This is a genomic window from Pseudochrobactrum mosebachae, assembly GCF_048914685.1.
In the GTDB taxonomy this organism is placed as follows: Bacteria; Pseudomonadota; Alphaproteobacteria; order Rhizobiales; family Rhizobiaceae; genus Pseudochrobactrum.
Genome location: NZ_CP128408.1, coordinates 1858269 through 1878053 on the forward strand (window position 1 = coordinate 1858269; position 19785 = coordinate 1878053).

Sequence of the window (19785 nt, forward strand, 5' to 3'; positions counted from 1 at the left end):
CCTTTTTTACTCTTCTGGATAGCGTGCTGCGCAGGAATTAGGGCAGCCCGCAGAGGGCATAAAACTTTTATTCTTCAGGAGTGCAGACTTTGAAACGAAACACTTCCCAGTTCAGAGGTTCAACCGGTGTGGCTGTTCCAAAATCGTAGCTGTCCAGCATGCTGACAAAATCCGGTAGCAGAATGGCTGCTGCTGCCGGTTCATCATTACGGGGTAAAAAATCAGCATCAGCACCTTCTTTAAGGGCATAAACAACACCCTGCCAGATTGTGCAGTCACCGATTTCATCTTCCGCCATTTCATCACTGGCGCAATTATAGGTAATCATCGCGCTGGGACGAGCAGCGCCGTCTGTCCATTGCACATTGCCTTGCAGTTTGAACTCTGGCTTGTCATTGGCAATAATTGTAAAATTATTGCCTGCCTGTTCATCGCCTTTAACGGCGGGGCTGAAGGTCAGGCTGTAATTTTGATTTTTATCGGTATAGGTTGCCCGGTTTTGCGTGCAGGCTGCGGATGCAGCAACAGAGGAGACGGCCAGCATCGCACCTGCACTAAGAAGGGCAATGGCGTGTTTGAAAATGGCTGTTTTAATAATCATTTTTTCCCTCTCGGGGTTTCAGGTTTTCAACTTAGTGCGCTTGCTGGCTGGCAAGCTTAATACCTAATCCGATAAATACCATGCCTGTCACGCGATTAAACCATGCACCTAATGCGAAAAAGCGCTTACGAACGGGCTCCAATGTGAAAAACAATGTGACGATGGCAAACCAGCCAATCACGATGAATGCAATTAGCAGGCCATAGGTTGCCTGAATTAATGTTGGCGTTTCATGGCTGACAAGTGATGAAAACAGCGATAGAAAAAACAGCACTGCTTTCGGGTTCAATGCATTGGTAATGAAACCCATTGTGAAACAGCGTTTGGCAGAAATTGTGCGGGTGTTGGCTGCTGGCAATTCTGCCGGATCAGCGGGCAACATTTTATCAGCGTCAGCACTACTCAGCGGTTTTTCGCGCAGGGCTTTGACACCGAGATAAAACAGATAGGCAGCGCCTGCCCATTTGATCAGGGAAAATAAAAACAGAGATTGCGATACAATCAGGCCGATACCAAGAATTGTATAGGAAATATGGAACATCAGCGAGGCACCAATGCCAAGGCTGGTAATAAAAGCCGCGCGACGGCCATGCACAATACTCTGGCGTACGATCAGTGCAAAATCTGCACCGGGTGCGACAAGCAGGATCACGAATACCGCCATCAGACCGGTAAATTCGATCACATACTGCATGGGAGGCTCCGAGCGTTTTTAAAAAGAAACAAGAGCCGGAACCGGCTCACAAACAATGCAGATAAGAAGAGCGCTGCATTTTGAATGCAGCGCTCATATCATTCTTACAGATCAAGAACCAGACGTTCCGGATCTTCCAGGCTGTCCTTAACGCGGACGAGGAAGGTCACGGCTTCCTTACCATCAACGATACGGTGATCGTAAGACAGTGCCAGATACATCATAGGACGGATAACAATCTGTCCGCCGACAACAACCGGACGATCCTGAATTTTGTGCATGCCGAGAATACCGGACTGCGGCGCGTTCAGGATAGGTGAAGACATCAGCGAGCCGTAAACACCACCATTGGAAATAGTGAATGTACCGCCCTGCATGTCAGCCATGGAAAGCTGGCCATCGCGCGCTGAACGGCCAAGACGACCGATTTCTTTTTCGATTTCAGCAATCGACATCTGGTCGGCATCGCGCACAACCGGAACAACGAGACCCTTGTCCGTACCGACAGCAACGCCGACATGAGCAAAGTTCTTGTAGATCAGGTCTGTACCGTCGATTTCAGCATTAACCGCAGGGATTTCCTTCAGGGCATGTGTAACAGCCTTGGTGAAGAAGCCCATGAAGCCAAGCTTAACGCCGTGCTTCTTTTCAAAAAGATCTTTGTAACGCTTACGCAGTTCCATAACCGCGCTCATATCCACTTCATTATAAGTGGTGAGCATTGCTGCGGTGTTTTGCGCATCTTTGAGGCGGCGTGCAATGGTCTGACGCAGACGTGTCATCTTCACGCGCTCTTCGCGCACAGTGTCACCAGCAGGTGCTGTGCGTGGTGCGGCAGCTACAGGAGCCGCTGCCGGTGCAGGAGCGGTGCCTTTAGCCAAGGCTGCAAGAACATCGCCTTTAAGCACCTGACCGCGCTTACCGGAACCATCAACCTGATCGGCGCTGACGCCGGCTTCAGCAAGCAGCTTGGCAGCTGCCGGTGCCGCAGGCATAGAGGAGGGAGTTGCGGCAGTTGCTGCCGGTGTTGCGGCGGCAGGAGCGGCAGCTTTAGCAGCTGGTGCAGCAGCTGCGCCCGATGCATCAATCTGGCCAAGCAGCGCATCAAGGCCGACATTGTCGCCTTCCTGCGCAGTGATTTCAGTCAGAACACCTGAAACAGGAGCTGGAACTTCGATGGAAACCTTATCAGTTTCCAATTCAACCAATGGTTCATCAGCAACAATGGTATCGCCGACTTTTTTGAGCCATTTGCCGATAGTTGCCTCTGTGACGGATTCCCCGAGGGTGGGAACGCGGATTTCGGTGGCCATGGTTTTATCTTCCCTGGATCTTAATCTTGTCAAATGGAACGCGCGATGTGCGCCTGAATTTTGCGCTGACCCGCCATTGCTATGACGGGTCAGTAAACTTGGTATTTAAGAGCCGAGAGCATCTTCAAGGAAAGCATTGAGCTGTTCAAGATGCTTGGACATCAGGCCTGTTGCCGGTGATGCGGCAGCCGGACGGCCGGTATAACGGGCACGCGGATATTTCGCATCAATATGGGCCAGTACCCATTCCAGATAAGGCTCGATGAAGGACCATGCACCCATGTTCTTCGGCTCTTCCTGACACCAGACGATCTCAGCACCGCGGAAGCGGGACAGTTCGTTGATGAGGGCTTTGGCCGGGAACGGATACAGCTGTTCAACACGCAGCAGGTAGACATCGTCGATGCCACGCTTTTCGCGCTCTTCGTAAAGATCATAATAGACTTTACCGGAGCACAGAACCACGCGACGGATTTTGCCATCTTTCTGCAGCTTGATCGGCTGATCCTTGAGATATTGCGCATCATCCCACAACAGGCGGTGGAATGTGCTGTCTGCGGACAGTTCGCTGAGCGAGGAAATCGCACGCTTGTGACGCAGCAATGACTTTGGTGTCATCATGATCAGCGGCTTGCGGAAATCGCGTTTCATCTGGCGGCGCAGAATATGGAAGTAGTTTGCCGGTGTTGTTACATTGGCAACCTGCATATTGTCTTCTGCACAGAGCTGCAGGAAACGTTCCAGACGCGCTGATGAATGCTCAGGCCCCTGACCTTCATAACCGTGCGGCAGCAGACAAACGAGACCGGACATACGCAACCATTTACGCTCACCTGATGAGATGAACTGATCGAACACAACCTGTGCGCCATTCGCAAAATCACCGAACTGGGCTTCCCAAACGGTCAGTGCGCGTGGCTCAGACAGTGAGTAGCCATATTCGTAACCAAGCACAGCTTCTTCAGAAAGCATCGAGTTGATGGCTTCGTAAATCGCCTGACCCTTCTGAAGATTATTCAGCGGGATATAACGGTTCTGATTTTGCTGATCGTAAAGCACAGTATGCCGCTGCGAGAAGGTGCCGCGTTCCACGTCCTGACCGGACAGGCGGATCGGGTTGCCTTCGGTTACAAGCGAACCAAAAGCCAGCGATTCAGCGGTTGCCCAATCAATGCCTTCACCGGAATCGATCATTTTTGAACGATTGTCGAGGAAACGCTGAACAGTACGATGCACATTGAAATCTGCCGGTGTTTCAGCAAGCTTTTTGCCGATCTCCTTCAGGGTTTTCAGTGGTACACCGGTTTTACCGCGGCGCTGTTCGTCGGCATTATCAGCGGTGCGCAGACCTGCCCATGCACCATCAAGCCAGTCGGCTTTGTTTGGCTTATAGTTCTGGCCGGCTTCAAATTCTGTTTCCAGCTTTTCGCGCCATACGGCTTTCATCTGATCGATTTCACCCTGCGTGAGCAGGCCTTCAGCAATCAGTTTCTCACTGTAAATCTGCACAGTGGTCTTATGAGCGCGGATTTCTTTGTACATCAAAGGCTGGGTAAACGCAGGCTCGTCGCCTTCGTTATGACCAAAGCGGCGGTAGCAGAACATGTCTACAACAACCGGCTTATGGAAGGTCTGGCGGAATTCTGTTGCAACCTTGGCAGCAAAAACCACAGCTTCCGGATCATCACCATTCACATGGAAGATCGGCGCTTCAATCATCTTGGCCACATCCGACGGATAAGGCGATGAGCGCGAGAAGGAAGGATCGGTGGTGAAACCGATCTGGTTATTGATGATGAAGTGAACAGTACCGGCAACGCGGTGACCGCGCAGGCCTGACAGCCCCATGCATTCGGCAACAACACCCTGACCGGCAAAGGCAGCATCACCATGCAGCAGGAGCGGCATAACTTTAGCGCGTTCTGTAAGCGGCACCATGTCATCACGGTTACGGCCGACCAGCAGATCCTGCTTGGCGCGGGCTTTACCCATAACAACCGGATTAACGATTTCGAGATGCGAAGGGTTGGCTGTCAGTGACAAATGCACTGAATTGCCGTCAAATTCACGATCCGATGAGGCACCGAGATGGTATTTAACGTCGCCTGAACCTTCCACATCATCCGGCGCATAGGAGCCGCCCTTGAATTCGTGGAAAATAGCGCGATGCGGTTTGCCCATAACCTGTGAAAGCACATTGAGACGGCCACGGTGAGCCATACCAAAAATGATTTCTTTAACGCCCATGGAGCCGCCGCGTTTGACGATCTGCTCGAGAGCCGGAATCAGTGATTCACCGCCATCGAGACCAAAACGCTTGGTGCCTTTGTATTTCACGTCAATAAACTGTTCAAAGCCTTCTGCTTCGATCAGTTTGGACATGATGGCTTTTTTGCCTTCAGGCGTGAAAGCGATATTCTTGTTTGCGCCTTCGATGCGTTCCTGAATCCATGCTTTTTCAGCAGGATCAGAAATATGCATGAATTCTACGCCAAGCGTTGAGCAATAAGTGCGCTTGAGAATATCAAGCATTTCACGCACGGTTGCATATTCAAGGCCAAGTACATTGTCGATAAAGATCTTGCGATCAAAATCGGCAGGGGAGAAACCGTAATTTTCCGGCGCCAGTTCGTTATAGTCATTTGGCTTTTCGGAAAGACCCAGCGGGTCAAGATTGGCATGCAGATGGCCGCGCATGCGGTAAGCGCGGATCATCATGATCGCGCGAACACTGTCGCGGGCTGCCTGTGTGATCTCAACTTCAGACAATGCCGGCGCTGAGGCCTTTGCAGCATCAGGTTTGCCTGACTTGCCTTTCAGCTTGTCGGTAATGTGTTTTTCAACATCTGCCCAGTTACCATCGAGAGCGGAAGTCAGCTCATCATTTGGTGTGACAGGCCAGCTGCTTTTTTCCCAGGATGCGCCGCGAGCATTTTGGATCACATCTTGCGGATTATCACCGAGATTTGCAAAAAATTCGCGCCATTCTGCATTGACCGAATTCGGATCGGTTTCATATGCAGCATAGAGTTCCTCAATATAGTCGGCATTACCGCCATAGAGAAATGAGGTAAGGGCGAAAACGTCATTATCACGTTGTGGGGCTTCTTCCCGTGCCATTGTCCTTGCCGGAGTATTAACTCCGTCTCCTTATACCGGCCATACCGGAGAAATTCCGGGCCCGTTTTAATTTACTGGTCTGTTGTTTCTGTATGATGGGAAATAGTGCTTAAGATCTGATTTCCAACAGAAACGGGCATAAGTTTTATTTGTAGATGCCCGGTTCATCACATGGGCGATGAACCGGGCTTTTTAGAGGCAGATTATCTGTCTTAAGGCGCTGCTCCATGGGAGGGTGGCACCTTAAAGGGGGTTAGCCCTTGAGAACATCTACAAGTGTCTTGCCGAGCTGTGCAGGGGATGGTGAAACGCGGATGCCCGCATCTTCCATCGCTGCAATTTTGTCTTCAGCGCCGCCCTTGCCGCCTGAAATAACCGCACCGGCATGACCCATTGTGCGACCTTCGGGAGCAGTACGACCGGCAATGAAACCAACCATTGGCTTGGAACGGCCGCGCTTGGCTTCATCCTTGATGAACTGTGCAGCTTCTTCTTCAGCCGAACCACCGATTTCACCGATCATAACGATCGATTTGGTTTCATCATCAGCAAGGAACATTTCCAGGATGTCGATGAATTCGGTGCCCTTAACCGGATCGCCGCCGATACCAACGGCAGTGGTCTGGCCGAGGCCTTCGTTTGAAGTCTGGAACACAGCTTCATAGGTCAGTGTGCCGGAACGCGAAACAACGCCAACCGAACCTTTTTTGAAGATGTTGCCTGGCATAATGCCGATTTTACATTCTTCAGGGGTCAGGATGCCCGGGCAGTTAGGTCCAACGAGGCGGGACTTCGACTTTTCAAGGCGCGCCTTAACGCGAACCATATCCATAACCGGAATACCTTCGGTGATGCAGATGATCAGCGGGATTTCGGCGTCAATGGCTTCGATGATCGCAGCAGCAGCACCTGCAGGCGGAACATAAATAACGGATGCATCGGCACCGGTTACGTCACGGCCTTCAGCAACACTTGCGAAGATCGGCAGGTTTTGGCCTTCAGCGCCGGTCCAGCTCTGGCCGCCTTTTGAAGGGTGAATACCGCCAACCATTTTGGTGTTGTAATAACCAAGAGCCTGCTCGGTGTGGAATGTACCGGTTTTACCGGTCAGACCCTGTACGAGGATTTTTGTGTCACGATTGATGAGAATGGACATAGAATCAGTTTCCCTTCACTGCAGCGACGATTTTCTGTGCCGCGTCATCAAGATCATCAGCTGAAATAACATTCAGGCCGCTTTCATTGATGATTTTCTTGCCAAGCTCAACATTGGTACCTTCAAGACGAACCACCAGAGGAACCTTAAGGCCAACTTCTTTAACAGCTGCGATCACGCCTTCAGCAATGATGTCGCATTTCATAATGCCGCCGAAGATGTTGACGAGAATGCCTTCAACTGCTGGATCAGCAGTGATGATCTTGAATGCAGCTGTTACTTTTTCTTTGTTAGCGCCGCCGCCAACATCGAGGAAGTTTGCAGGTTCTGCACCATAGAGCTTGATGATGTCCATGGTAGCCATGGCAAGACCGGCACCATTGACCATGCAGCCGATATTGCCGTCCAGCGCTACATAAGCGAGGTCGTATTTCGACGCTTCGATTTCTTTTTCGTCTTCTTCAGACATATCACGCAGTTCAAGAATGTCTGGATGACGGAACAGCGCATTGCCATCGAAGGAAACTTTAGCATCCAGCACGCGCACACGACCATTGGTCATGACGATCAGCGGATTGATTTCCAGAAGGCTCATGTCTTTTTCAACAAAAGCTTTGTAGAGGATAGGGAACAGAGCGATTGCATCAGCGCGGGCTTCGCCTTCGAGCTTCAGCGCATCAGCAAGTGCTGCATTGTCTGCATCCGTTACGCCGGTTTCAGGATCGATCGCAACAGTGATGATCTTTTCCGGTGTTTCTTCAGCAACGGTTTCAATGTCCATACCACCTTCGGTGGAGACAACGAAAGCCGGACGACCAACAGTACGGTCGATCAGCATGGAGAGATACAATTCGCGGTCGATGTCTGCGCCGTCTTCGATGTAAAGACGGTTAACCTGCTTGCCAGCCGGGCCGGTCTGCTTGGTTACCAGTGTGTTGCCGAGCATGTCTTTTGCAAAAGCAACAACTTCTTCGATCGACTTGGCAAGGCGCACGCCACCCTTGGCATCGGCTGGCAGTTCTTTGAACTTGCCTTTACCGCGACCACCGGCATGGATCTGGCTTTTAACCACATAAAGCGGGCCCGGAAGGGTTTTCGCCCATTCTTCAGCCTGCTCAGCGGAGTAAACAGCAACACCATTGGCAATCGGAGCGCCGTAAGTGTGAAGCAGGCGCTTGGCCTGATATTCATGAATATTCATCTGGTTGTCCTTTAAGGGCGCTCCTGAATTCTGCGCTATTTAATAGTGTAGAGATTTGGAGTGTAGATATTTGGCTATTGATAGTCAGAATTCATGATTTTTATATGAAGTTCTAAAGAGCAGTTCGGGGCCACTTTGGGAAAAGCGCCCCCGAATTATCCAAGAACCACGTTGAGCGGAGCTTATTTCAGATTAGGTGCAATCGCGATGCAGGCGTCACAAAGACCCTGAACAGCGGCAACGGATTTTTCAAATGCAGCCTGTTCTTCTTTATCAAGCTGAACTTCGATAATGCGTTCAACGCCATTGGCGCCGATGATGGTCGGTACGCCGACATACATGTCTTTAACGCCATACTGGCCGGTCAGGTGTGCTGCAACTGGCAGAACGCGACGCTTGTCCTTGAGGTAGGATTCAGCCATCTGGATTGCAGATGCCGCAGGCGCATAATAAGCGGAACCGGTTTTCAGCAGGCCAACGATTTCAGCACCGCCATCGCGGGTGCGCTGAATGATCTTGTCGAGCTTGTCCTGTGTGGTCCAGCCCATTTTGACCAGATCCGGAAGCGGAATACCGGCAACGGTTGAGTAGCGGCTTGAAGGAACCATAGTATCGCCGTGGCCACCGAGAACGAATGCGGTGACATCTTCAACGGAAACGTTGAATTCTTCAGCGAGGAAATAACGGAAACGGGCTGAGTCCAGCACGCCGGCCATGCCGACTACTTTGTTTGCTGGCAGACCGGAGAATTTCTGCAATGCCCAAACCATCGCATCAAGCGGGTTGGTGATGCAGATCACGAAAGCATCCGGCGCATATTTGGCAATACCGGCGCCAACCTGCTCCATAACTTTAAGGTTGATGCCCAGCAGGTCATCGCGGCTCATGCCAGGCTTACGCGCCACACCGGCGGTTACAATCACAACATCTGCGCCTTCAATGGCGGTGTAGTCATTGGCACCGGTGAATTTCGCATCAAAACCATCAACGGGTGAGGATTCTGCGATGTCGAGGCCTTTGCCTTGCGGAATACCTTCGGCAATGTCGAACAACACGATATCACCGAGCTCTTTGAGTCCGGCTAAATGTGCAAGTGTTCCGCCGATCATGCCTGAACCGATGAGGGCAATTTTATTGCGAGCCATGCTGGTTACTTCCCTGATCTATAATCTAACTAAATAGCTAAACCTCTGCCACGTTTACCACTCGGTATCCCATCTGGGTTTCCCGCTGGTTTTGCCGTCAGAGGCCATTACACAGTATGGTCGATATGCCCGTTTTGAAAATAACTCAACTAATAATTTTGTATTTAATTATTTCAATCGTTTAGCCAAATAAGTTCTTACGTAAACGTAAGTCAAATTTGACAAAAACAAGTTTTATTCCCAACTCATCAGCTGAAATCAGGGGCTGAAAATTATCTTTGAATATGTGTATGCCGGCTATTATTTCTATGCGTATAAAATGCTTGTTGTATAATGCTAGAGCGTTTCACTATCAACGTGATAGATATGACAATGCGAAATCTAAAATCTAGGGCTGAGATCCAATCTGAAAGTTACCCGCTCTATCTGTTTGCTTAAACGCAGTTTGAGGAAACCGGTTCCCACTTTTCCTGAAACTGCTTAAGCAATGATCATCACAATAATATGACGTATTAAACACGATCAGGCTATGATGATCGGTGCACCGGCTGACGCGCTTCGAGGGTTGGTTTGGCTCGCAGCTTATTTCAGGCGCGGGTCGCCCTCTTCAAATGCTTCAAGATATTCCGCACTTTGCATTTCAAAAAGTCGTGATGCGGTACGGTCAAATTCAAACGCTTCGGTACCGCTGGCTGCACTGTAGAGCTTATCAGGCAGGGCGGCGGCTGAAATCACCACGCGGGCATGATGATCATACAGTGTATCAACCAGCAGGATAAAACGCTTGGCTTCATTGCGCTTTGCAAGATCGAGAACTGGTACATGGTCGATAAACATCGTGCGGAAACGTGCCGTGATTGCCAGATAATCAGCTGCCGCCAGTGGTCTGGCACATAATTCATCAAAACTTACTCGCACAGCATTACCGGCAGTACGGGTCAGCAGAATTTCACGGCCTTTGACCTTGATCGTTTCAGGACTCTCACGGCGGCCGTCCGTCATGATTTTCCATGCTTCATCCATCAGCCTGTCAGTCTCAGCGCTGAGCGGTGTGAGATAAACCGGTTGGCGGTCAAGCTTTTCCAGACGGTAATCGGTACGGGAATCCAAGTTGATAACATCAACACGGGTTTTTAAAATGCTGACAAATGGCATGAAGAGCTGACGGTTCAAGCCGTTGGGGTAAAGATCATCCGGTGCGACATTGGAAGTGGCGACCAAAACCACGCCACGCTCGAACAAGGCTGCGAATAAGCGTGATAGAATCATAGCATCAGCGATGTCGGTGACGGTAAATTCGTCGAAGCACAAAACCCATGATTGCTTTTCAAGAGCATCCGCTACGGGCGGGATCGGATCTTCCTGTTTGGTTTCACCGCGTTTGAAGGCCTGACGATGGGCATGAATGCGCTCATGCACATCAGCCATAAAATCATTGAAATGTGCACGGCGTTTGCGCTCCACCGGCAGTAGATCATAAAACATATCCATCAGCATGGTTTTGCCACGCCCGACAAAGCCGTGAATATACAGACCTTTAACAGGATCGGTAGCTTGTTTTGATTTGCCGAATAACCAGCCAAGAGCGCTGGATTTGCGTGAAAGACGCTTGCTGCAAATTGCTTCAATCAATGTATCAAAGCGTTGTGCCAAGAGTATCTGTTGCGGGTCAGCTTCGATATCGCCGGCACTTGCCAGCGAGTTATAACGCTCTGACACGGACGGATATGCTTTAAGCGTTTCATTGAAAGACATGGCAACCTCATGCACGCGCTGTTCCATAAATAAAAAGCCGCAGATTGAACCTGCAGCTTTTTATGGGCAGTAAATACCAGAGTGGTTTCCATTTAATTAGAATCAGAAAAACCGCTCTATCTCTTTGTTTTGACGCAAATCTTATCCGAAAACCGCTTCACACTTTTCGGGATGTGCTCTAGTCAAACTTAACGGGACAGGCTGATCGGCTGACCGCCTGATGTCTGGCCATCAAAGCGACCATCAGCTGATGAATACAGCGAGGCAACAGTGCCGCCATTTGCATCATAAAGCACCAGCTGCTTGCCGTTGACTGACCATGAAGACAGGTTGGCCAGCTCACCCGGGCAGCGCAACGGGCCGGCGCGGTAACCTTGTCCAAATTTGGTTTGCGGGGTTGCAACTTTACAGCTCTGACCGGCAAGGGATGCATTCCATACACCGGCAACTTTGCCTGGTGTCAGATCTACCGAGGTTGCAGATGGCAGGCTTGCTACCTGTGTGTTGCCCTGAGCGCCGGAATTCATATCATTCGGATTCGCTGGAAATTGCGAGGCATTCACATCATTGAGATTGGTGGACTGTACCGAAGTTGTCGGAGCGGCACGTACCGGAGCCGGTGCCCGCATCTGAGCGGGAGCTTGAGCCGTCGGCGTATCGAAGCGTGAACTCTGACAGCCTGCTAGTATGGTGGCTGCTGCAAGTCCGAGCAGGCCAATCTTAGAAACTCCCATACTCATCTCCTTGATAAGGTTTTTATGATGCGGAATCAGTTCGCAATCAGGTCTGTGTTGAAGCGTAATGCGCTGCAGCTTAAAGCATAGTGCACTGAAATGAAATCTTTACTGAGCATACAGACGGACTTTGTGACACTATGCATTAGCGGTACAGTTTGAACATATTATGTTTTAAAAGATAAACATATTTTACGCGTTGGCCAAGAACCGATCTGTCCTGACTGTCAAAAACTGTAACAGTCATTTTGAAACCTGTGATCCGATACTGGCAATTTGGCATGAGTTCCGCCATATAAGGCAGATTATCCGGTACTACAGCGTGACTTTGGTGTTTGCCGTAAGATGAGTGAAGTTTCAATATTATCCCGGACCGCATGCCGACAGGCGTAAAGGTGCGGATATTTTTAAATGTGAACCAATGTTTGTATCAGAAACTGTCAATGCAGCTTTTGCCAAGATGAATGGCCTTGGCAATAAAATTATCGTGGCGGACATGCGCGGCAGGGCTGACCTGATTACGCCGGATGCCGCACGCGCGCTTGCAGCCGATGATGAAACCGGCTTTGATCAAATTATGGCCATTCACGATCCGAAAACTGCCGGTACGGATTATTATATTCGCATCATTAATTGTGATGGTTCTGAAGCGCAGGCTTGCGGCAATGGCACGCGCTGTGTTGTGCAGGCGCTCGCCGCGCAGACCGGACAAAGTAAATTCACCTTTGAAACACTTGCAGGGCTGTTACAGGCTGAAGAGCTGGCGGATGGCCGGATTTGTGTTGATATGGGGCGTCCGCATTTTGCCTGGCAGGCGATACCGCTGGCACGAGAATTTGCCGATACGCGGATGATCGACCTGCATGCGGGGCCGGAAGAGGTACCGGTGCTGCAGGCACCGTCAGTTGCATCTATGGGCAATCCGCATGCGATTTTCTGGGTTGATCGTGATGTATGGTCTTATGCGCTGGAAAAATACGGCCCTGACCTTGAAAACCATCCGCTGTTTCCTGAGAAGGCTAATATTTCAATTGCTCAGGTTACAGCACAGGACGAGCTGACAATCCGCACATGGGAGCGCGGTGTGGGCTTGACCCGTGCCTGTGGTTCTGCGGCCTGTGCTGCCGCCGTCTCAGCGGCGCGTACCGGCCGTACGGGGCGGCATGTGTCGGTTATTGTGCCGGGCGGCACATTGCAGATTGATTGGCGTGATGATGATCACGTTTTGATGACAGGACCGGCTGAATGGGAGTTTTCAGGGCAGTTTGATCCGTTAAACGGCGCGTTTTCCAAAAATATGCGCATTGATAGACAAGCGGAAGGTGCCTGATTATGGCTGTAGAGGTTGTAACATTCGGCTGTCGTCTGAATACTTATGAATCCGAAGTGATGAAACGTGAGGCTGATGAAGCCGGGCTTGGCACTTTGGAAAACGGCGCAATAATTTTTAATACCTGTGCGGTCACTGCTGAAGCGGTGCGTCAGGCGCGTCAGGCCATCCGCAAAGCACGCCGCGATAATCCGGAGGCGCGCATTATTGTGACCGGTTGTGCGGCGCAGACCGGTGCGGATGAATTTGCAGCGATGGATGAAGTTGATCTGGTTCTGGGGAATGAGGAAAAGCTTAAATCCAATTCCTATCGCATGCTGCCGGATTTCGGCGTTAATCAGTTTGAAAAAGTCCGCGTTAACGACATTATGGAAGTGCGCGAAACCGCCAGCCATATGGTTGATGCGATCGAGGGGCGGGCGCGCGCTTTTGTGCAGGTGCAAAACGGCTGTGATCACCGCTGCACTTTCTGCATTATCCCTTATGGTCGTGGAAATTCCCGTTCAGTGCCGATGGGCGGTGTGGTGGAGCAAGTTAAGCGGCTGGTTGGCAACGGATATAACGAGGTTGTACTCACCGGCGTCGACATGACCTCTTATGGCCCTGACCTGCCGGGCAATCTGCGCCTTGGTAAACTTGTCAAAACCGTACTTGCGCAAGTGCCGGATTTGCAGCGCCTGCGTTTTTCATCAATTGATTCCATTGAAGCCGATGAAGATTTGATGGAGGTTCTGGCCAATGAAACACGGTTGATGCCGCATCTGCATTTGTCGCTGCAATCGGGTGATAATATGATCCTGAAGCGCATGAAGCGCCGTCATTTGCGCGATGATTCCATCCGCTTTTGCGAGGATGTGCGCAAGCTTCGCCCTGATGCGGTTTTCGGCGCCGATATTATTGCCGGTTTTCCGACCGAGACAGAAGAGATGTTTCAAAACTCTATCCGTATTGTTGAAGAATGCGGACTTAGCCATCTACATGTGTTTCCTTATAGCCCGCGTGAGGGCACACCTGCCGCACGCATGCCGCAATTGCGTCGTGAGGTGATTAAAGATCGTGCCGCACGGTTGCGAGTGGCAGGGGAAGCGGCTTACCGCTTGCATCTCGATAGCCTGAAAGGCACTGTGCAAAAGGTTCTGATTGAGCGTGGTGACCGCCTGGAAGGCTTGGGGCGCACGGAAGGCTTTACGCTTGCAGGACTTGATACGCAGGGTCTGTCTGCCGGTGAGATTGTCAGTGTTCAGATATCCGGCCATGATGGCGATAAGCTACTGGCTGTTTCTGCTGTGTAATCCGGATTCTCGTCGGGTTACCGGCGGGTTTTTGGTTTTGGCACAAATGTAATTCTAAAGAAAAAGAAGCGCTGTATTCATGGCTATGGGTTTTATTAAAAAGATTTTTTCTTTCGGCAAAAAAGAGGATACCTCCTCTGAGCCGCTTGTGGTTGATGCAACAATCACAGAAGCGCTGGTTACAGAAAGAACGATAGCTGATAGCCAAGAAAAAAACCTGCCACCTGTTGTCGATGCAGATCCTGTTGCAGAAATCGAAAATCCAATTGCGCCTCATCATGAGACTGTGCTTGAAAAGGTTGAGGAGCTGCTGTCTCAACCGGTGATTGCTGATCCGGCTACCATTGAATTGCCTCCGGTTTACGAGCCGGTTGAGCCTGAACCGGTGTTGGAAGAAATCATTCCAGAGCCAGTGCCGGAACCTGCCACGGAAGTGGCAGTGGAACCCGCTATAGAGTCTAAGCCTAATAAAGTGACTGTCAGTAAAGCGGTTGAGGTTAAGCAGGAGCCTGTTGCTGTTGAAACCATGCCGGAAAAGAAGCTGTCATGGTATGAAAAACTGCGCAGCGGACTTTCGCGTTCTTCACAACAATTGGGCGATTCGATCGGTGGTATTTTTACCAAGCGCAAGCTTGATGAAGAGACATTGCAGGAATTGGAAGATGTGCTGATTCAGGCAGATCTTGGTCTGGAAACGGCGATGCGGATTACCGACAGCCTGTCATCCGGCCGTTACGGTAAAGATATTTCCACCGATGAAGTGCGTAATATCATGCGCAGTGAAATTGAAAAGGTTTTGCTGCCGGTTGCCAAGCCGCTGGAGCTTGATCTATCGCACAAGCCACATGTTATTCTGGTTGTCGGGGTTAATGGCACGGGAAAAACCACAACAATCGGCAAGCTGGCCGCTAAGCTCACTGCGGGCGGGTTGAAAGTGATGCTGGCTGCGGGCGATACATTTCGTGCGGCTGCCATTGAGCAATTGCATGTCTGGGGTGAGCGTACCGGTTCGCCTGTCGTGTCCTCCAAGCTTGGTGCTGATGCTGCCGGGCTTGCGTTTGATGCATGGACTAAAGCCAAGGATGCAGGCAGTGATGTGCTGATTATTGATACGGCAGGACGCCTGCAAAACAGCGCCGAGCTGATGGACGAACTTGCAAAAATTGTCCGGGTGCTTGGCAAACATGATCCGGAAGCACCGCATACTGTGCTGCAGACGCTTGATGCGACCACCGGTCAGAATGCGCTTAATCAGGTTGAGATTTTTAAAAACATTGCCGGTGTCAACGGTTTGGTGATGACCAAGCTCGATGGTTCGGCACGGGGTGGTATTTTGGTGGCAATTGCAGCAAAACATAAATTGCCGGTTTATTTTGTTGGTGTTGGCGAGCAGATTGATGATCTGGAGCCATTTACAGCACAGGAATTTGCCGGTGCGATTGCGGGAGCAGGGTTATGAATAATCAGATTTTGGAACGTGATCCTTCTGACCCGAAGCGTAAAGATGTGCCGCCGCTGCTTAAGCTGGCGCTGGAGCTGGGCCCGTTGCTGGTGTTTTTCTTTGCCAATTCGCGCGGTGAATGGCTGGTTGAGCGCTTTCCGGTGCTGGCACAAATCGGGCAGCCGATCTTTATAGCTACAGCGCTGTTTATGGCAGCAACACTGATCGCACTTACCGTTTCATGGATTATGACCCGCAGCTTGCCGATCATGCCATTGATTTCAGGTATTGTTGTTCTGGTGTTCGGCACGCTCACACTCTGGCTTCATGATGATATTTTCATAAAAATGAAACCGACAATCATTAATAGCCTGTTTGGTGCTGTTTTGCTTGGCGGTTTGTTGTTTGGCAAAGCATTGCTGGGATATGTTTTTGATCAGGCATTCAAGCTGGATGCCGAGGGTTGGCGCAAGTTAACATTCCGCTGGGGCGTATTCTTTTTCTTTCTGGCGGGGTTGAACGAATTTGTATGGCGCAATTATACAACGGATGCATGGGTAACGTTTAAAGTATGGGGCGTGATGCCGATCACTGTTCTGTTTACAATGTTGCAAATGCCACTGATCAAAAAACATTCCTTGGTGCCTTGGGGTACGGATGACGTGAAAAGCGCATCTGACAAGAAGTGAATTGACAGGAGAGGCTGATGGCCCGTCTTGAGATTGAACAGTTTTTCTGCCGTGATGACAATTTTGGTGTACTGATTCATGATCCGGAAACGGGGCTGACGGCATCAATTGATGCACCGGAAGAGATGGCCATTCGTAATGCATTAAAACGGCGTGGCTGGAAGCTGGATTTTATTTTCACTACACATCATCACTTTGATCATGTTGCTGGTAATGAAGCGCTGAAACGAGCTTTCAGCGCACAGATTACCGGTCCTGCGAGTGAAAAGATTCCCGGCGCGGATATCGGTGTTAAAGATGGTGACCGGTTTCAGTTTGGCAGCTTTGAACTACAGGTGATTGCCACACCGGGCCATACAGCAGGTGAGGTGAGTTATTATCTGCCGCAGGCCAGAGTGGTATTTACCGGCGATACCTTGTTTGCACTCGGATGTGGTCGTTTGTTTGAAGGCACGCCTGCCGATATGCATGAATCCTTGCAAAAATTGGCGCTATTGCCGGTCGATACGAAAATCTATTGCGGCCATGAATATACGTTAAGCAATTTGCGGTTCGCACTGGCGGTCGATGGCGGAAATCCGGCGCTACGAGAGCGCGGCCGTGAGATTGAGCGGTTGCGTGCAGAGGGACTGCCGACTTTGCCGACCAGCTTAGGGCTGGAAATGGCTACCAATCCGTTTTTGCGGGCGCATAATACAGCAATCCGTAAAAATCTTGGGCTTGAGCATGCCAGCGAGCTGGAAGTCTTTGCAGAGCTGCGAAAACGCAAAGATCACTTCTAGCCCAGGAAATCTTAGCCAGGAAGTTTTAGCAAAGCCGATTTTTAATTGAGGAAATATGATGACTTGCCTGCGCCTGCGTTCAATTTTTACTATCACCGCCGGATCTTTGTTGGTCGCAAATCTGTTGTTTGTGCTGCCGGTGAGTGATGTTGCATTCGCGCAGAGTTTTTCAGAAATGGCCAAACCGGAAGTGCCTGCAGAGGTCAATAATTTTCCGCTTGAAGACGGATTTCTGACCAAAATGGAAGCGGCACAGCTTGAGCTGAATAGTATGGATATGTCCGGAGAGGGGCAGGATGAGGCCGGAACCGGTGACCACTCCCCAAAAGCGCTTGCAGCAAGAATTGAAAAACAACCGAAGGTAATGGCTGTTTTGGAAAAGCATGGTCTGACGGCGCAGGATTATATTTATGGTTATTTCGCGCTGGTCAGCAGTGTCAGCGCTGTGGAAGCTGAAAATGAGGAGCAGATTGTGGATGAGCTAAAAGGTATCAATCCGGCACATCTGGCTTTTGGAAAAAAATACCTTGATCGCATTCATAAACTGCTTGGCGAGTAATTGCTTAGTTCTCCGGCGTTGATTGACCGGTTTGTTTAGTACGCAGCATATCTTTTGAGGCAAGCAATGCGCCACAGGTAATCAGCAAACATGCAGCGATGATTTGCAGGCTGGCCTGAGCCATACCAAACAGAATCAATATAAATGTTGAGAGCAGCGGAGCCGCATAACTTGCCGCGCCGAGTGCTTGAATATTGCCGCGCTTAACCCCAAAATCCCATGCATAAAATGCAGCTCCCACCGGCAGCAAGCCCAAAGCGGCAATTGCAGCCCATTGTGCGGAGCTTTGCGGCCATGTGGTTTCTTCAAGCACGATATGACACAGGAGCGAGAGCAGGGCGGTGCCAATACAAAAACCAGTAACGGTATCGGTGGGCACCGCACTGAAGCGCCGTGATAACAGCGAGTATCCGGCCCATGTTAAGGCGCAGAGGGCTGCCATCAGATAACCGAAGCTATAGCGTGCATCAAAACTGAAGCCCCCGCCTTTGGTGATGATCAGCACGGTGCCTGCAAGGCCCAGAAGGGTGCCGGCAATGTGATGCCACCGGAGATGCTCCCCTGGCATCAGGGCTGAGCCTGTAACGATCAGCAAAGGCCAGAGATATGCAATAAGGCTTGCCTCAACAGCGGGCGCATTGCGCAGAGCGGTGAAATACAAAAAATGATAGCCGAACAAGCCGCAAATACCCAGTGTCCAGACCGGCCATGGTTGTTTAAGACTTTTCAGGGCGTTTGGACGCCAGAGCCATGACACGGCGCCAAGCAGCGAGCCGATTGTGAAGGTCATTGCGGTGAGTTGAAATGGCGGGACAGTACCGGAGGCGGTGGTGAGCAATGCCAGCAAAGACCACATTAAAATGGCCGAAAATCCGATCAGCGTTGCCAGTTTCATTATCCGCCCCTGTTGTCTCACATCTATATGAAGCGGATAACTAAGGCTAAATCAACAGCTTATTGAATATGCCGGATTGAGTATAATTGACGTGAGATTATTGGTTGGCCAGTTCAAAGCGGGTTGCCCGCACTTTTACTGTACCAATCTGGGTGCCGACACTCGCCGCCACCGGCGCGTAAATTCCCGCACCTTTGGTATCTGTATTCAAAGAGGCGAAGCTGATGGTGATTTTGCTTTTATCGGCAAGGTAACGCACCGACTTTCTGTCTTTCTCATAACCGGAAACCGGGACGAATTTGGCATTACAGATGACCGCTGTGCCAGTAAATCCTTTGGTGGAGAAGCCTTCTGTACCCGCCGGGCTCAAGCGGATCTGTGCGCGGGTCTGACCGTCGAAAATTTGTAAGGTGCGGTTGCAAACAGCAGTGGCAGAAGGGCTGGTAACCATCATGGCGCTGATAGGATCCAACACGTTTTTCAAGTCATCAGGTTTGGTTTCAACCCAAGGATCGTTTTTTTTGATCGGCGGCTGATTGTCAAACCCGGTTACCGAACCGTTTTTGAAACTGATGGATGTACGCTTGTGTTTTTTGCCGCTGCGATAGGTGGTGAGATAAGAGGCAGATTGTACGCTTGCCTGGGCGCCCTGATTGCGGATGGCGCCTTTGATGGTAACTGTGCCTTTAGTACTATCGAACACGCGTGCCAGACCGGAGCTGCGAAAGCTGCCGTCCAGCGCGTAATCGTTTGCACTGATTCTGGTGGTTATTTCAGAGCGGGCAATTGTCATTGCAAATATGGAGATGTTGTATTCGGTACGATAGGTGGAATCAGCTGCAAATACAGAAGACGGAAGAAACAATGCCGTTGCCAGCAGACTCGCTTTTAATAATCGGGCAGCGTTGGTGAACGGCATAAGAATCTCTTTCATCAGGCCAATAGGGCTTTGGTGATAGGAAATAAGTGACTGATAACTTTCATATCCGGTATTTGTCTGATAAAAGCGGCAAAATGCGGTCAAAGACAGTTAATTCCAGCCGATTACAGGCAATTCATTGTCATTGCCGACAATCAG

At 50.4% G+C, this 19785-nt stretch carries 17 protein-coding genes; 6 read left to right on the forward strand and 11 right to left on the reverse strand.

Annotated features, from left to right (window positions below):
- Nucleotides 1-67: 67 nt before the first annotated feature.
- The 9 genes from MP213Fo_RS08500 to MP213Fo_RS08540 form a co-directional block, all read right to left on the reverse strand.
- Nucleotides 68-601, reverse strand: a complete 534-nt coding sequence (locus tag MP213Fo_RS08500) for a hypothetical protein (protein ID WP_421088618.1) — start codon at nucleotides 599-601, stop codon at nucleotides 68-70.
- 31 nt (nucleotides 602-632) lie between these two features.
- Nucleotides 633-1295 carry a LysE family translocator gene (locus MP213Fo_RS08505; RefSeq protein ID WP_421088619.1) on the reverse strand — a complete coding sequence of 221 codons (663 nt, stop codon included), beginning with the start codon at nucleotides 1293-1295 and terminating at the stop codon, nucleotides 633-635.
- Nucleotides 1296-1399: 104 nt separating this feature from the next.
- Nucleotides 1400-2608, reverse strand: a complete 1209-nt coding sequence (odhB, locus tag MP213Fo_RS08510) for a 2-oxoglutarate dehydrogenase complex dihydrolipoyllysine-residue succinyltransferase (protein ID WP_421088620.1) — start codon at nucleotides 2606-2608, stop codon at nucleotides 1400-1402.
- A 105-nt stretch (nucleotides 2609-2713) separates the two neighbouring features.
- Nucleotides 2714-5728 carry a 2-oxoglutarate dehydrogenase E1 component gene (locus tag MP213Fo_RS08515; RefSeq protein ID WP_421088621.1) on the reverse strand — a complete coding sequence of 1005 codons (3015 nt, stop codon included), beginning with the start codon at nucleotides 5726-5728 and terminating at the stop codon, nucleotides 2714-2716.
- Between the two features lie 253 nt (nucleotides 5729-5981).
- A complete protein-coding gene (sucD, locus tag MP213Fo_RS08520; protein ID WP_421088622.1) occupies nucleotides 5982-6884 on the reverse strand; it encodes a succinate--CoA ligase subunit alpha in 903 nt (300 codons plus the stop codon).
- A 4-nt stretch (nucleotides 6885-6888) separates the two neighbouring features.
- The gene (gene sucC, locus MP213Fo_RS08525; protein ID WP_421088623.1) at nucleotides 6889-8085 is read right to left on the reverse strand and encodes an ADP-forming succinate--CoA ligase subunit beta; all 1197 of its coding nucleotides are present in this window, start codon (nucleotides 8083-8085) and stop codon (nucleotides 6889-6891) included.
- 182 nt (nucleotides 8086-8267) lie between these two features.
- The gene (mdh, locus tag MP213Fo_RS08530; RefSeq protein WP_421088624.1) at nucleotides 8268-9230 is read right to left on the reverse strand and encodes a malate dehydrogenase; all 963 of its coding nucleotides are present in this window, start codon (nucleotides 9228-9230) and stop codon (nucleotides 8268-8270) included.
- 582 nt (nucleotides 9231-9812) lie between these two features.
- Nucleotides 9813-10985 (reverse strand): cell division protein ZapE, encoded by a 1173-nt coding sequence (gene zapE / locus MP213Fo_RS08535; protein WP_421091076.1) that lies wholly within the window; start codon nucleotides 10983-10985, stop codon nucleotides 9813-9815.
- A gap of 188 nt (nucleotides 10986-11173) precedes the next feature.
- A complete protein-coding gene (locus tag MP213Fo_RS08540; protein ID WP_421088625.1) occupies nucleotides 11174-11719 on the reverse strand; it encodes a protease inhibitor Inh/omp19 family protein in 546 nt (181 codons plus the stop codon).
- Nucleotides 11720-12140: 421 nt separating this feature from the next.
- On the opposite strand from MP213Fo_RS08540, the gene dapF reads away from it, so the two are divergent.
- The 6 genes from dapF (at nucleotide 12141) to MP213Fo_RS08570 (ending at nucleotide 17812) form a co-directional block, all read left to right on the forward strand.
- Entirely contained in the window at nucleotides 12141-13049 is a 909-nt protein-coding gene (gene dapF, locus MP213Fo_RS08545) for a diaminopimelate epimerase (RefSeq protein ID WP_421088626.1), read from the forward strand.
- Between the two features lie 2 nt (nucleotides 13050-13051).
- Nucleotides 13052-14341 carry a tRNA (N(6)-L-threonylcarbamoyladenosine(37)-C(2))-methylthiotransferase MtaB gene (gene mtaB, locus MP213Fo_RS08550; RefSeq protein WP_421088627.1) on the forward strand — a complete coding sequence of 430 codons (1290 nt, stop codon included), beginning with the start codon at nucleotides 13052-13054 and terminating at the stop codon, nucleotides 14339-14341.
- A gap of 79 nt (nucleotides 14342-14420) precedes the next feature.
- Entirely contained in the window at nucleotides 14421-15800 is a 1380-nt protein-coding gene (gene ftsY / locus MP213Fo_RS08555; protein ID WP_421088628.1) for a signal recognition particle-docking protein FtsY, read from the forward strand.
- Nucleotides 15797-16471 carry a septation protein A gene (locus MP213Fo_RS08560; protein ID WP_421088629.1) on the forward strand — a complete coding sequence of 225 codons (675 nt, stop codon included), beginning with the start codon at nucleotides 15797-15799 and terminating at the stop codon, nucleotides 16469-16471. The genes ftsY and MP213Fo_RS08560 overlap by 4 nt, the downstream gene beginning before the upstream one ends.
- A 17-nt stretch (nucleotides 16472-16488) precedes the next feature.
- The gene (gloB, locus tag MP213Fo_RS08565) at nucleotides 16489-17253 is read left to right on the forward strand and encodes a hydroxyacylglutathione hydrolase (RefSeq protein WP_421088630.1); all 765 of its coding nucleotides are present in this window, start codon (nucleotides 16489-16491) and stop codon (nucleotides 17251-17253) included.
- Nucleotides 17254-17362: 109 nt separating this feature from the next.
- Entirely contained in the window at nucleotides 17363-17812 is a 450-nt protein-coding gene (locus MP213Fo_RS08570) for a hypothetical protein (protein WP_421088631.1), read from the forward strand.
- A 4-nt stretch (nucleotides 17813-17816) separates the two neighbouring features.
- On the opposite strand, the gene MP213Fo_RS08575 is transcribed toward MP213Fo_RS08570, so the two are convergent.
- A complete protein-coding gene (locus tag MP213Fo_RS08575; RefSeq protein WP_421088632.1) occupies nucleotides 17817-18707 on the reverse strand; it encodes a DMT family transporter in 891 nt (296 codons plus the stop codon).
- Nucleotides 18708-18804: 97 nt separating this feature from the next.
- Nucleotides 18805-19731: a DUF3108 domain-containing protein gene (locus MP213Fo_RS08580; protein WP_421088633.1), complete on the reverse strand. Its 927-nt coding sequence runs from the start codon at nucleotides 19729-19731 to the stop codon at nucleotides 18805-18807.
- Between the last annotated feature and the right edge of the window lie 54 nt (nucleotides 19732-19785).

Coding starts and splice junctions, on each gene's coding strand:
- MP213Fo_RS08500 (WP_421088618.1), bottom strand. CDS start 601: ATGATTATTAAAACAGCCATTTTCAAACACGCCATTGCCCTTCTTAGT.
- MP213Fo_RS08505 (WP_421088619.1), bottom strand. CDS start 1,295: ATGCAGTATGTGATCGAATTTACCGGTCTGATGGCGGTATTCGTGATC.
- odhB (WP_421088620.1), bottom strand. CDS start 2,608: ATGGCCACCGAAATCCGCGTTCCCACCCTCGGGGAATCCGTCACAGAG.
- MP213Fo_RS08515 (WP_421088621.1), bottom strand. CDS start 5,728: ATGGCACGGGAAGAAGCCCCACAACGTGATAATGACGTTTTCGCCCTT.
- sucD (WP_421088622.1), bottom strand. CDS start 6,884: ATGTCCATTCTCATCAATCGTGACACAAAAATCCTCGTACAGGGTCTG.
- sucC (WP_421088623.1), bottom strand. CDS start 8,085: ATGAATATTCATGAATATCAGGCCAAGCGCCTGCTTCACACTTACGGC.
- mdh (WP_421088624.1), bottom strand. CDS start 9,230: ATGGCTCGCAATAAAATTGCCCTCATCGGTTCAGGCATGATCGGCGGA.
- zapE (WP_421091076.1), bottom strand. CDS start 10,985: ATGTCTTTCAATGAAACGCTTAAAGCATATCCGTCCGTGTCAGAGCGT.
- MP213Fo_RS08540 (WP_421088625.1), bottom strand. CDS start 11,719: ATGGGAGTTTCTAAGATTGGCCTGCTCGGACTTGCAGCAGCCACCATA.
- dapF (WP_421088626.1), top strand. CDS start 12,141: ATGTTTGTATCAGAAACTGTCAATGCAGCTTTTGCCAAGATGAATGGC.
- mtaB (WP_421088627.1), top strand. CDS start 13,052: ATGGCTGTAGAGGTTGTAACATTCGGCTGTCGTCTGAATACTTATGAA.
- ftsY (WP_421088628.1), top strand. CDS start 14,421: ATGGCTATGGGTTTTATTAAAAAGATTTTTTCTTTCGGCAAAAAAGAG.
- MP213Fo_RS08560 (WP_421088629.1), top strand. CDS start 15,797: ATGAATAATCAGATTTTGGAACGTGATCCTTCTGACCCGAAGCGTAAA.
- gloB (WP_421088630.1), top strand. CDS start 16,489: ATGGCCCGTCTTGAGATTGAACAGTTTTTCTGCCGTGATGACAATTTT.
- MP213Fo_RS08575 (WP_421088632.1), bottom strand. CDS start 18,707: ATGAAACTGGCAACGCTGATCGGATTTTCGGCCATTTTAATGTGGTCT.